Source organism: Pseudoalteromonas luteoviolacea S2607, assembly GCF_001625575.1.
GTDB classification, from domain to species: domain Bacteria; phylum Pseudomonadota; class Gammaproteobacteria; order Enterobacterales; family Alteromonadaceae; genus Pseudoalteromonas; species Pseudoalteromonas luteoviolacea_E.
The window spans coordinates 77154-89796 of sequence record NZ_AUXV01000018.1 but is presented as its reverse complement, the minus strand read 5'-3'; the positions used below and the strand labels follow the sequence as shown (position 1 = coordinate 89796).

The window sequence follows — 12643 nt, the reverse complement described above, 5'->3', positions numbered from 1 at the left end:
ATGCACCTTGATGGAGCAGTTTTAAACACGTATGAAAAGATATCTCGTAGGAACAAGTTGTATAGTAGCTAGTGTACTCCTGTTTTCATCGCTTAACACAACTTTCATCTGTGGCCCAATACCCAAAAAAATGTTAGTTGAATCAGATATAGAGCAGCTCGGAAAGGCAATATCACTTTATGAAACTTTACTCGGTAAGCCCCTTAGTCAATTAAAAGACTTATCTTTACTCACATCCACCGACCCCCGTATTATACAAATCTTACCTAAAGACCCATGGGGAGCTCACTATCAATACACGTTTCTCGGTGGAAAAGCGGCAACCTTTATCATTTGGAGCGAGGGTTCGCTAGACACTCAAGAAGGCCTAATACTTTACTCATTTTCCAAACAAGGTGATGAATACATATCCACGCGACTTAATTCAACCCTCAACTAAAAACACACGCTTGAACGCCTTTAGGCCCGCTTTTGAAAAGCTCACCGAACGCGCATCTAAATCTCTTTGAGCCCAACCTTTTTCAAAAATATAATCTAAGACCCACTGCCCAAGGCTGCCTGCTAAATGGTTACGACGCTCACTCCAATCCAAACAAGATTTACAAACAGGACGCTTTTTGGATTGGAGTCGTGCTACATCCACACCCAGCTCTCCGAAATATAGTTTTCCCTTTTCTGTGAGCTGCGTTTGCTCACCCGCATCTATTAGCATACCTTTTGCAACTAACGCATCATAAAGCGTGACGCCCAACTCTCCTGCCAAGTGGTCATAACATACACGAGCATATTGCAGCCGTGTATCGTTAGGGCCTGTCTGCACTCTAGACTGCGCACTTGTGGTCATCACCAAAAGTTGCTCCAGTAATTCAGCTACAGCTAACCCTTTTAATTGAAAGTAACGGTGCCTGCCTTGCTTTCTAAGTTGCAATAAATCACCTTCCACCAGCTTTGATAAGTGACTGCTTGCCGTTTGCGGCGTCACATCTGCTTCTATTGCGAGCTCGGTGGCAGTCAACGCTTTCCCCCCCATTAAGGCGGTCAAGATTTTAGCTCGGGTAGGATCTGCAATTAACCCTGCCACGACTGAGATATTTGGTTCCATATATTTACCAATAGTTCGATGGCCATCGAAGCATTCTATTTTTGGCTTGGTAGACTGCCTCAAAATAATAAAGGAGGCAATCCCTATGTCTATTACATGTTTTATTGAATACGAGATTAACCCATTTAAACACACAGAGTTTGAGCAGTATGCTAAAAACTGGGGGAAAATCATTCCACAGTGTGGCGGCAACCTTATTGGTTATTTCTTACCACATGAAGGAGATAATAAACGTGCATATGGATTAATTACATTCGATAGCCTAGCCGACTATGAACGCTATAGACATAGGCTAAAAAACGATAAAGACGCCGTCGAAAACTTCCAATTTGCACAACAAACGCAAATTATACTGCATGAAAAACGCTACTTTTTAAAAGGCGTACCTGACACGCTAAAGTTCGATTCAGGAGACGTATAATGATAGCGGTTATATTTGAAGTCACCCTCAGGCCGAATGCCACGCCAAAATATTTTGATATTGCTGCTGAACTTAAAGATATTTTAGTCCAACAACGCGGATTTATATCCATTGAGCGCTACCAGAACGTCAATAACCCTGAGCACTACCTTTCCCTATCATTTTGGCAAGACAAGGAGTCCGTTATGCGCTGGCGCAATGAAATAATGCATCAAAATGCGCAGCATATCGGTAAAACCGAATTGTTCAAAGATTACCGATTGCGCGTTGCTGACGTATTCAGGGATTACACCCTGTAATTCCCTTTTCTACTAAACAGGCTGCAACGGTGCCTAACTGCCGTTTGCAGCTCACAAGGTCTTTGCTATGGAACTACTTGATTACCTATACGCCCATTTTTACTCTGAAGCGCAATTAACTAAATATTGTGACGTAACCAAACAGAGATTTACCGAGCTACAAGCGCTAGGTGTTATGCCTAAACCTAGTTACATTTTAAATGCCCATATCGGGTGTCGCTCTTTCTTTGGCAACCACGAGCAAAACGCCGATATTAATTTTTATCCTAAGACGTATAAGCAGTGGTTAAATAAGATGAAGCTCAACAAAAAACGCGAAGACGCCTTTCATTGCTTTAACACTCGCATGCAGCAAACCATACAGGCGTTATCTAATAAAGGCATATCGTCAAATTATAAAAACGGCACGAAAGAGCAAGCAAAGTTTATAGAAATACAGTGGCAACACTTTTTAGAAGGCACCTATGGGCTCTGCACCCGTACTGGCCTGCCAGAAGATATTGCCAAAAAAGAAATCACAATAGACTATATAAATATGTTGCTTGCACAGCAAAAACTAAATGACAAAGAAGAAAAACAATTAATTTGTGCGATGAATATACTGACTTCTTGCAGCCCTAAATTCGCCCCCCATGAAAGAAGTAAGTCGCAATTTCATCAATTGGCTGAAGTAATTGATTCAACCACAGCCTTGAAACAAACACAAAGCAAACATTTATAACTGTCAAAGAGACCTTCTTGGCAAGATCAGGAGCCCTTTAGCAAGACTTTTACGATACCTAAAAAAGTAATGCTGTATCATGTACCTACTTCTATTTCGCAATAAAGCAATCGGTGACACGCAACGACCAAGGTTGAGGCAAACCCAAGCTCTATTTACGCCTCAATCTGAGTCGATTCTTTTTCTTGGTTCTAAATGGTTGAACAAACATAACAACCCCCGTCACTATCATAAAAAGTAGAATAAAGGAGACTGGTAACATCAACCAAAGATTTGCGTTTTTCTCAAAAAAAGTGCCGTCATGCAAACTTTCGATGAATTCATAGTTGCGCTTGGCGACTTGCAACACTTGACCTGTATGACTATCGATTTGAATTTCGATGCTATTGTGACTGCGCACCTTTATGATCCCTTTTGCAGGTCTCACATCCAGTCTATTGATATCATCCCAACTCGATATTTTGGCAGATTCAACTGACTGGGCCACGGCTAAAACTTGCGCAAAAGTAATGGTTGGCTGTGAGGTTTGCCCTTTGGTTGAAGGAGGCTGAATAAAGTCGAATTCCTTTTTGACCAACAACAAAATACCGGAAATCAGAATTACCAACAAAGGTAACGCGATAACGATACTTGCCCACTTGTGAATGTTTCTATTCGTTCTTTTAAAACTCATTGTACCTACTACTGAATTTGCCACTGATAGTCACAAAAATTGCACCTTTGTCACTATTCAGTTCGAAGCAAACATATCGCTCACTGAATCAGGTTCACCTACTTCCTTTTATAAGCGACATATTAAAGATTAGTCTAATCTTGGATAAAGCGGTGCTTGAAAGCCAAGCACCGCTTAACCCTTAGTTTAATTAGTCATTAATGGGGCACCAACAGACCAAGGTCCGCCAGCATCAATCACTGACTGTTGAAGCTTTGGAACTTCATTTTGTTGCAGCGACTTCACTCGCTCACTTACGCTTTCAAGACGCTTGCTTGCATAGTCAAACTGCTCTTTATGTTGCTGTGTCGGGCCATATGTCGACCACGCAGCTGTCATCGCATAGAATAATCTACTCGAGATATTCGCTGGTTTCGTGCCCATACGGTCACGTGACTTAAGTCCATTGAGTTCAAAGTTTATTGCATTGATCTCAGTCTGAATCTCCGCGTAGTTTGCCTCTAATGCAGCTATGTTACCCGGGGTACGGTCAATTGCTGTTCTAAGCGTTTTCATTGACTTGTTAAGTTCAGCAATTACCGCATTTACCGCACTTGCACGTCTTTGTGCATTAGCGATTTTCTTACCAAATTCAAGTACACTCTTGGCCGAAGCCGTTTGCAGCGAATTACCAGTAATAGGCTTTAATTCGAATTCTACAGGCTCTGCGAGTTGTGACACTCTGCTTCCAACACGTTTATAAAGTGTCGCTGAGTAAGTACCCGGAATTGCCATTAGTCCATCACCAAATGGGCTCCAGCCCGACTCCTCTATACCCGTCACTGCTTTTCCGGTCGCGTAAGTCATATCCCAAGTTATACGATGAAGCCCTTTTGTAGTCTTACCCGAAACACGGTTAACAAATTCACCTTTGTCATCCGTTATTTCAAGATACACTGTTGGCTTCGGCTCTTGGTTTTCTTTTTCGACTTTGCCCCACGCAGGATATAGCGGGTAGTTTTCATTTTTAACCATCTCTTTTTCAGCTTTCTGGCGCTGCTCTTTGGCAGTCAGCAGGCTGTCTTTCAAGAAATAGGTTAACGTAGCGCCATGCTCAGGGTTCTTGGCTGCAAAGCGGTCATCTCCATCGGTATCGGTATGGTTACCATCTAAACTGAACCATTTCACAGGACGGCTAGGCGCAAACAGCATGGCTTCTTGCTCCATCGACTTTTCTGTCAATTGTCTTAGTGGTGCATAGTCATCAAGGATGTAGATACCGCGTCCAAAAGTGCCCGCAACTAAGTCATTTTCTCTACGTTGGATCTTGACGTCACGCGTAGAAATTGTTGGCATACCGCCGTTTAGTTCAACCCACTTTTTACCGCCGTCAACGGTAAAGAAAATACCGAATTCAGTACCAATAAACATCAAGTTCTTGTTTACATGATCCTGTACAATTCGCCACACCAAATGCTTTTCTGGCAGATCATCAGCAAGCGACTGCCAAGTTTTACCTAAGTCAGTAGATTTGATTAAGTAAGGTTTAAAGTCACCATATTTATGGTTGTCCAGAGCGACATATACCGTATTCGGTTCAAATAAATCGGCACGAATATCATTAACGTAAGCCATTGCAGGAATACCTTCAATGCTATTCAAGTCAATCTTATTCCAGTTTTTACCACCATCTTTCGTTACTTGGATCAGGCCATCATCGGTGCCTGCCCACAGAATTTTGTCGTCCACTGGGCTTTCGGTGAAATTCGCAATGGTATGGTACTCAGACATCGCATAAATGTCCCAGCCAGCTTCCACTGACCAAGTTCTGCCCATGACTGGCATATGCATACGGTTTTCATTTTTGGTCAAATCGTCAGAAATTGGTGTCCAACTATCACCTCTATCATCAGAGCGCCATACACGCTGAGAAGCAAAATAAAGCCTTTTTGGATCATGTGTAGAGACATTGATTGGTGCATCCCAGTTAAATCGCTCTGCTGGCTCGCCTGGACGAGGCTGTGGCTTGATATATACGCCTTCTCTGGTTTTCAGGTCATGACGAGTCAAGTTACCTTGTTGCCATTGCGAATACATAATATTGGGGTTACCTGGTTCAACAGCTGGTTGGTGACCATCTCCCCCCAGTGTTAAGAACCAATCTTTATTTTTAATCCCTTCTGCTCGGCGAGTACGTGAAGGCCCACCTTGCGTCGAGTTATCTTGTGCACCTGCATAAACCGTATAAAAAGGTTCAGCGTCATCCGGCGCAACTTTATAAAATTGCGTCAGCGGTAAGTTCGCCATAAAGCGCCAATTTGCCATGCGGTCGTGCGACATATAGATCCCGCCATCTGAACCAATCAGCACAAAATCAGGGTCTGTTGGGTGGAACGCAAAAGCATGGTCATCTACGTGTTTGCGTTTTGTGTTGATAGGTATCCAAGTCTTACCGCCATCGTCAGATACTTTACTGTAATTACTGGCAATATAAACACGGTCTAGTTGATGTTTATCTGCAAATATTTCTTGATAGTAGTGAGGGCCCGTACCACCACCAACTTCATCAGACATTCTCGTCCAGCTCGCGCCACGGTTTTCTGAACGGTAAAAACCACCTTTTCGGTTATCAGTCTCAATCGTCGCATAAACAATATCTGGGTTGACTGGCGAGATTGCCATACCAATTTTACCCATATTGCCTGTTGGTAGTCCGGTTTTAAGTTCAGTCCAAGTCTCACCACCATCATCTGAAGTATGAATTCCTGCTCCTGGGCCCGTTCCAACATATGTTGCGACGGTTCGTTGACGAGACCAAGTTGCTGCATACAGCTTTTTAGGGTTTCGTGGGTCAATCAGCAAAGAGGTTACACCCGTCCACTCATCTTGTGGTTTAAGTACTTGTTTCCAAGTTTGGCCACCATCGGTCGTTTTATACAAACCGCGTTCACCGCCACTGCTCCAAAGCGGGCCTTGTGCCGAGACCCATACAGTATTAGAGTCAGTTGGGTGTACAACAATATCAGAAATACGCTCTGACTCTTTTAATCCCATATTTTTCCATGTCTTACCACCATCCACTGACTTATAGACGCCATCACCAAAACTGATATGGCGGCCACCGTTGTTTTCACCAGTGCCAACCCAAATAATATTTGAGTTACTCGGATCGATCGTGACATCACCCGTTGAATAAACGGCTTGTTTATCAAAAATAGGTGTCCAAGTTGTGCCGGCATTGACTGTTTTCCAGACACCACCTGAGCCTACAGCAGTATACCAAGTCGATGGATTCTTTTGATCGACTTCAATATCAGCGATACGCCCTGACATGTAGGCAGGTCCGATATTACGAAGCTTCATCGCTTCAAAAGTTTGACTACTAAAGATTGATTTTTCTTCTTCTGTTCCACTAGCCAGTGCTTGAGAAGTAACCAAAGCAATTGATACTGCGATGGCTGTTTTGAGGAGAGTTTTCATTTTCACACCAAATATTATTTTATTTGCATCCCAACGTTAAACATTAACCTAACATATGATATGGGTGTGTAAATAATCGCTCATACTACAAAAAATAGGGTTAAGTGTTATAGTGTAACAAAGTATGTAATACTTAATTTTTCCACAAAAAGATAAGATATATAAATAAATTCAATTGGTTAATTTAATTTCGGTGTGATTGTACACATTAAAGGGAATGGCACCCAACACTGACGTTTATGCCATCCCCCTATTTGAGGAGTTGCTTATCGCTAAAGTACTAGTTTGGCTAAAACTTCCTCCTCTTCCTCATCAAAGCCGTACTCAACAAAACCAAAACTGGCATAAAATGACTTCGCAGTGACGTTTTTAGGATCGTAGCATATCTCAATGAATTCAATAGAATAGCTGTGCTTAATTTCATCAATCGCAAGCTGTAGTGCCTGCCGCCCTATGCCTTTATTTTGAAACTTTTCGTCCACCATAAAACGCCAAATTGAAACCTTCTCCTTTGACTCGGGTACCCACATAAAAAATCCAACAGGCTCATCGTTGAAGTAGATCCCGCGAGTCTGATAATGATCGTTGTAATGTGACTCAACCAGTGACCACATATTACACGCCACAAAATCCTGCTGTATTTTACTCACATCAAGGTCGCAAATGGCCTCATAGTTTTGTTTTGTCACTGGTTGCAAGCTAATGGTGCTTAACTGTTCCATAGATACTCCTTTACTCTGCAATAGCCAATTTTTGTTTATTGCGCCATGTAAACCCTAGCAGTGCGATAGCAATAATATTCACCGAAACTAAAACTTGCTCAAAGGCGAACGCCACACCAATTACTGAAAATGGATTCAAGCCAATGTTCCACTGCCCCCACTGCAATGTCACTATTTCTAATAAGCTTATCCAAAACAGCGGCTTAATAATAGCGCTAGGCGTCTTTACCCACCGCCAAGTGAGGTAGCTATATAGCGCCACAAAAAAGAACATATAGCCCGATTTTACAAAACTAAAAACATGGTCAAAGTTGCTTGAGTCAGAAACATACAGAACAAACGTTACCAACGAAAACAGCAACGAAACCCATAAACAAACCGAAATCGCTTTATAGCTTTTTGACGTTTTTCGTGTGGCATGTAACGAACTCATAAACCGGCCTCTCTTAACTTTATTAAGTCGCAGCCAACTATTGCATCTAAATTTTCTGTTATTTTGTCTGCAGTCCAATTCCACCAAGCAATATTTAATAGCTCATCGATAACGGGCTGCTCAAATCGCATTCGAATCACTTTTGCAGGGTTACCACCCACAACGCTGTATGGCGGTACATCTTGGGTCACAACCGATTTACTGGCCACTATCGCACCACTGCCAATTTTAACACCTGCCATGACCGTTGACTCGTAACCTATCCACACATCGTGACCAATTTCCGTATCGCCTTTAAATGGCAACTCTCCATCTTTTGGCATTGCCTTTTCCCAACCTTTACCAAAAATGTAAAATGGATAAGTGGAGAACCCGGACATTTTATGGTTGGCGCCATTCATTATAAATTTAACACCCGTGGCAATGGCGCAAAATTTACCGATTATTAATTTATCTCCGATAAAATCGAAATGATAAAGTACATTTTTCTCAAAATTTTCGGGCCCTTGCGGGTCATCGTAATAAGTATAATCCCCAACTAAAATATTGTTTGAAGTGATAAAGTTTTTCAAAAACCCAACTTGCGAAAAGCCTTCAAGCGGTGATTTATCATTCGGATTTGGTCCTTTCAAAGCGGCACCTTAATTCAAGTATCGTTATTCACAATTTTGTCCGCTGGTACATACTCCACCAGCCAAACATCGTTTTTTGTTTTATAAAATTGTGCGCCTTGTTGATGCATCAGCTCAGAATCTATGGTCAGAATTACGGCGCTGCCATAGCGACTGCCAACCATGCGGGCAGTATCTGCTGACTCGGTTAAATGAACATGATGGCGCTCTCCTTTGAGTAAGCCTTTTGCGTGTATTGACTGTAAAAACCGGCTTGCTGTCCCATGATATAAAACTTTAGGTGGCTGTATTGCGGTTAAATCTAAATCAATTTGTATTGAATGCCCTTGGTTAGCTCTAATCTTTTTTCCATCGTCGCTAATTGCAAAACGTTGTTTATCATTGCCCCTAACAAGGTCATATATTAACTCTGGCGTAAGTGTGTATTTTTTAGTATTTAGAATGAGCGTATTTATGTCAGCCCAACCGTGACTGTCTAATTCGAGGTTTATTAATTGTGGTTGATGCCTAAGAATAAGGCTCAAGTACTTTGATATTTTTTTATTTTCCATGGACCCATAATGTAGCCCATATTAATCACTATGTTAAGAAGAAAGTATCTCATCTACTTCAGCGATGTATTGCGTGACGCATATTGTCAGACAATACACGTCATAAATGCTAAAGATTGCTGAGATAGAAATAACTGATTTTAGGTGGTTCGCTAAAATATGCTTTCAGCGTTTCAAGCACGCCATTATTACTGATGAACATCATGTAATTTTGATGAGTATTAATACTTTGCCAATCTTCATCAATCAGCATCTGAGATTGGGTTTCATCAAACAGTATATTGACTCTTTCGCACCCTTCAAAACCTCTTACGTTAGGTAAGTTTTGCGCTAAAAAAGCTTTAAGGGATGGGTAGTTACTCGGCTCCAAACTACAAGTAATTTGTACTCTTACGGGCATATTGCCTCCTTCTTTGTTAGTCGGAAGTCAATTTACGCAATAACCAACAAATAACTCCGCAAAATTCCGAAAAGTACGTTTTTTAAGTCAGCTCTTTAACGCTTGTTGCTTAGGCGTTTCTCCAAATGTGCTTTTATATGCCTTAATGAAATGCGAAACATTATTGTAACCGACTTCAAGCGCAACATTCGTGATACACATTTGCCCTTGCGAAACTAATCTATTGGCATATTCCATGCGCTTTTTGATCAACCATTGCTTAGGCGACTGCGTATAAAGCTGTTTAAAATCTCTTTGAAAACCGGATAGGCTTCTGCCTGAGAGCTTTGCCAAATCGGAGACAGACAGTTTTAACACATGGTCTTGCTCTAAAAGCCGATATAGATTGCGTTTTGCCGGTAGTGCCAATTCTGACATCTGAAGTAAAGCACGCAGCTCTTCACCACATACAGCATATAATACGTGTAGCAACTCTGTTAGCTTGCAGTCGAGCATGTTATCTAGGCGAATTTCGTGATTAAGGTAACTACTTAACTGCCGAAAAAACCCCGAGACAGCTGTATGATCCACTGTCAAAAAACTACCTGTAGGTGTGTTAGGCCTATTCACACTGACTGCAATTGACAACAAAAAACGCTCGATGAGTGCTTTATCAAAAAACACTAGCCAAGCTTTGAGGTCTTGGGTGCTTTTGACAAAATCTGAATGTAAGTTCTGCCCCTGACAGAGTAATATGCCCTGGCCTTCTGTTAATTTTATCTGGTTATTCTGCCAGCCTGTAAGCGTTTCGCTTCCTTCTTCTACAAAAACTAAACACAACTGATTTGTATAAAACTCAACATCTATTAAGTCCTGTTTTAGATCTTTGAAATAGAGTGATGAGCCGTTATAACTGACAACTTTACTCACATCCGACAATGCCCCTAAAGCTTGAGGAATAACTAAAATATGTCGCTGACAATAACTTGCTATTTCCATTTTCCCTACCCTGCAAATTCGCTCTAACACAGCCATGCTTTAAAGTTTAAAAACAAGTTAGCCTAAATTAAAAGGAGATTCCAACAAACGTATTTGTTGAGCTTGACTGTCAATTTCTATCTTCACTCCCTGTGGCATAATCAATTGAGGATCTGTATGTCCAAAATCTAAGTTGCTCACAACAGTGAGCTCGTTACAGCCAAATTCATCTTTTACTACGGACAAAATTACGTCATCGAGCTCTGTTTTTTCATTGTTACTGTAATCGCGAGCCCGGCCAAACAACAATCCTGAAATCTGTTCAAAAACCCCCATAACGCCGTAGTTCCTCATCCAGTACTTAACGTAGTCAATAGACGGTTTTTCTTCAGATGTTTCGAAGAACAAAACTTTCCCCTGCCAAAAATCTGGTTTTGGCCAATACTGCGTACCTTTAAGCATTTCCAGCACTTCAATGCACCCACCAAATAGCTGCCCAGTAACACTCTTTTGCTGCGTTCTTGCTGATTGCAAAAACCTGGGACCATCATTATTTTTACCTGCATGCAAAAGCCCTACATTACTGGCTATAGCCCAATCTGGGTACCCATCGCTGTAGCACTCAAAGGTGGGCAAGGTAAAACTATGCCAAGGCTCAAATAAAAATGACTTTAAATAACGCAGGTACTCAGATTGAAAATTATGTAACTGTGAAAAGCCAGCCATGATGGAAGGACCGTTAAAGGTAACCAAACCCAGCTGATTTACAAACGCTGAAACAGCCGTAAAATCGGAAAACCCCATAAAGAGTTTCGGGTTTGCTTTAATCACGTCAGGATCTAAATACTTAAGTATCCTCGCAGAATCATTGCCGCCAATAGTTGCAATAATGCCATGTATATTGCTATCCGAAAAAGCGCGGTTTATGTCCTGTGCTCTCAGGTGCGGGTTGTTAAATACTTCATTGATATCCATACGTGCAGTAGGGAATTCAACGACATTTAACCCTAGCGCGTTTAAGTTACGAATGCCGGATTCGTAAATATGCGGAAATACAGATGGCAAGCCAGTTGACGGAGACAAAATTGCGATATTGTCTCCCGGCTTCAGTGGCTTTGGCTTTATCAACTTAAAACTCCTTTAATATTTTCTGGTTTTACACTTTAATAAATAACCTTTTCATAGTCACTAATCACAATAAAATTCAGCTAGAAGCGCCTCGTTTTAATTAGCACTTTTAGCTATTCATATAACGTTACAATGATGAAGTAAAAAACCATCTCAGCCACCTTACACCAGCGTTAAAATAACTGTATATTTAAACAAATTTATCAACCTTAAATTATCATTTAAAATTGATAAAAGCCCCAAAGTACATAAAAAAATAAAAACACACGGTTCCAAGGATGAATACCAAAAAAATATATCCTATTGCCATACTACTCTTGGTTATTGCAATGGGAGGAACACTTTACAAGTACTGGGCGAGAGGACTCACCGAGCTTGTCGTATTGTCAATTCCATACCTTTTTGTGCTTACCATGGTAATGGTAGAAAAGTCCAATGGCCAAACTCGCTATATTCGCAGTATTTACACGCCTTTAATCATTGCGTTTTGCTATGCGATCAATTTTAAATTTGAATCAATTCATCTCTATGACGCAGCAGTGCTGGTGCTCATTGCGGGCCAGCTTACTGTGATCAGTATCGGGGAACTTATGATCTTACTTGCAAAGAGGAAGAGGTAGCTTTGAGAAAAAGCCTAGTATAAAATATTAAATTCACCTTTATTCTTATAATAATCAACTGCTCACTAACACCTATCAATTGACCATATTTTTACCCAATTTGCCATTATGCAATAATCTTGTTAGCCTAAATCAGACCTGAAACAACGCATGAACTAACAAAAAAATATGGACTCGGTTGTAAAGCCGAAAAAACAACCATTTAAGGAGTTGTTATGTTTTGGATTATTAATACTTCAGGATTATTTGCATCTTGGTATTTTACAGACCTTCAGTCGCCATCGATGATTGCAGGTATTATGTGCCCTCTTCTCATTCTAATATTTACTTTAAGTATTTTAAGAAAGCTATATTTATTACTCGCAAGGAAAGATAGCGTCAAGGCAGGTGCGAAGACGCGTTCCAACAGTAGTATCTTTTTATTTGGTATCGGAGATAGCCACCATGATGGTAATAGTAGTGGCGGCAGCTTTGGAGGGGACTCTGGCGGTGGTGGAGGCGGTGAATAACGCAACAAAAAGCACA

At 41.1% G+C, this 12643-nt stretch carries 16 protein-coding genes; 6 read left to right on the top strand and 10 right to left on the bottom strand.

The features are described 5' to 3' along the window. The first annotated feature begins 130 nt into the window (after positions 1 to 130). Positions 131 to 439, top strand: a complete 309-nt coding sequence (locus N480_RS11100) for a type II secretion system protein GspG (RefSeq protein WP_196761482.1) — start codon at positions 131 to 133, stop codon at positions 437 to 439. On the opposite strand, the gene N480_RS11095 is transcribed toward N480_RS11100, so the two are convergent. Next, positions 425 to 1102 carry an ArsR/SmtB family transcription factor gene (locus N480_RS11095; protein WP_063372570.1) on the bottom strand — a complete coding sequence of 226 codons (678 nt, stop codon included), beginning with the start codon at positions 1100 to 1102 and terminating at the stop codon, positions 425 to 427. The two genes, N480_RS11100 and N480_RS11095, sit on opposite strands and share 15 nt — an antisense overlap. Before the next feature lie 85 nt (positions 1103 to 1187). Between N480_RS11095 and N480_RS11090 the strand changes: the two genes are divergently transcribed. The 3 genes from N480_RS11090 (at position 1188) to N480_RS11080 (ending at position 2543) form a co-directional block, all read left to right on the top strand. After that, positions 1188 to 1523, top strand: a complete 336-nt coding sequence (locus tag N480_RS11090) for an NIPSNAP family protein (RefSeq protein ID WP_063372569.1) — start codon at positions 1188 to 1190, stop codon at positions 1521 to 1523. Continuing rightward, positions 1523 to 1822 carry an antibiotic biosynthesis monooxygenase family protein gene (locus N480_RS11085; RefSeq protein WP_063372568.1) on the top strand — a complete coding sequence of 100 codons (300 nt, stop codon included), beginning with the start codon at positions 1523 to 1525 and terminating at the stop codon, positions 1820 to 1822. The genes N480_RS11090 and N480_RS11085 overlap by 1 nt, the downstream gene beginning before the upstream one ends. Positions 1823 to 1889: 67 nt before the next feature. Continuing rightward, positions 1890 to 2543 (top strand): DUF6058 family natural product biosynthesis protein, encoded by a 654-nt coding sequence (locus N480_RS11080; RefSeq protein ID WP_063372567.1) that lies wholly within the window; start codon positions 1890 to 1892, stop codon positions 2541 to 2543. Positions 2544 to 2694: 151 nt separating this feature from the next. On the opposite strand, the gene N480_RS11075 is transcribed toward N480_RS11080, so the two are convergent. The 9 genes from N480_RS11075 to N480_RS11035 all read right to left on the bottom strand — a co-directional run bounded on the left by N480_RS11075 (position 2695) and on the right by N480_RS11035 (position 11498). Then, the gene (locus N480_RS11075) at positions 2695 to 3216 is read right to left on the bottom strand and encodes a PepSY-associated TM helix domain-containing protein (protein WP_063372566.1); all 522 of its coding nucleotides are present in this window, start codon (positions 3214 to 3216) and stop codon (positions 2695 to 2697) included. Between the two features lie 186 nt (positions 3217 to 3402). Continuing rightward, complete coding sequence (locus N480_RS11070; protein WP_063372565.1) at positions 3403 to 6675, bottom strand: WD40/YVTN/BNR-like repeat-containing protein; 3273 nt, start codon at positions 6673 to 6675, stop codon at positions 3403 to 3405. A 272-nt stretch (positions 6676 to 6947) separates the two neighbouring features. Continuing rightward, entirely contained in the window at positions 6948 to 7397 is a 450-nt protein-coding gene (locus N480_RS11065; protein WP_063372564.1) for a GNAT family N-acetyltransferase, read from the bottom strand. Between the two features lie 10 nt (positions 7398 to 7407). Continuing rightward, the gene (locus N480_RS11060; RefSeq protein ID WP_063372563.1) at positions 7408 to 7830 is read right to left on the bottom strand and encodes a hypothetical protein; all 423 of its coding nucleotides are present in this window, start codon (positions 7828 to 7830) and stop codon (positions 7408 to 7410) included. Then, on the bottom strand, positions 7827 to 8462 hold the full coding sequence (locus tag N480_RS11055) for a Vat family streptogramin A O-acetyltransferase (RefSeq protein WP_063372562.1): 636 nt from the start codon (positions 8460 to 8462) through the stop codon (positions 7827 to 7829). Before N480_RS11055 ends, N480_RS11060 begins: the two co-directional genes overlap by 4 nt. Before the next feature lie 14 nt (positions 8463 to 8476). Further along, positions 8477 to 9013 carry an RNA 2'-phosphotransferase gene (locus N480_RS11050; protein ID WP_063372561.1) on the bottom strand — a complete coding sequence of 179 codons (537 nt, stop codon included), beginning with the start codon at positions 9011 to 9013 and terminating at the stop codon, positions 8477 to 8479. A gap of 109 nt (positions 9014 to 9122) precedes the next feature. Beyond that, positions 9123 to 9413: a hypothetical protein gene (locus N480_RS11045; RefSeq protein ID WP_063372560.1), complete on the bottom strand. Its 291-nt coding sequence runs from the start codon at positions 9411 to 9413 to the stop codon at positions 9123 to 9125. An 87-nt stretch (positions 9414 to 9500) separates the two neighbouring features. Next, positions 9501 to 10391, bottom strand: a complete 891-nt coding sequence (locus N480_RS11040; protein WP_196761481.1) for a helix-turn-helix domain-containing protein — start codon at positions 10389 to 10391, stop codon at positions 9501 to 9503. A 57-nt stretch (positions 10392 to 10448) separates the two neighbouring features. Further along, positions 10449 to 11498, bottom strand: a complete 1050-nt coding sequence (locus N480_RS11035; RefSeq protein WP_063372558.1) for a S66 family peptidase — start codon at positions 11496 to 11498, stop codon at positions 10449 to 10451. Positions 11499 to 11776: 278 nt separating this feature from the next. On the opposite strand from N480_RS11035, the gene N480_RS11030 reads away from it, so the two are divergent. Together N480_RS11030 and N480_RS11025 are read left to right on the top strand one after the other, a co-directional pair. Next, the gene (locus tag N480_RS11030) at positions 11777 to 12118 is read left to right on the top strand and encodes a hypothetical protein (RefSeq protein ID WP_063372557.1); all 342 of its coding nucleotides are present in this window, start codon (positions 11777 to 11779) and stop codon (positions 12116 to 12118) included. Between the two features lie 215 nt (positions 12119 to 12333). Next, positions 12334 to 12627: a hypothetical protein gene (locus N480_RS11025; RefSeq protein ID WP_063372556.1), complete on the top strand. Its 294-nt coding sequence runs from the start codon at positions 12334 to 12336 to the stop codon at positions 12625 to 12627. Positions 12628 to 12643: the final 16 nt, after the last annotated feature.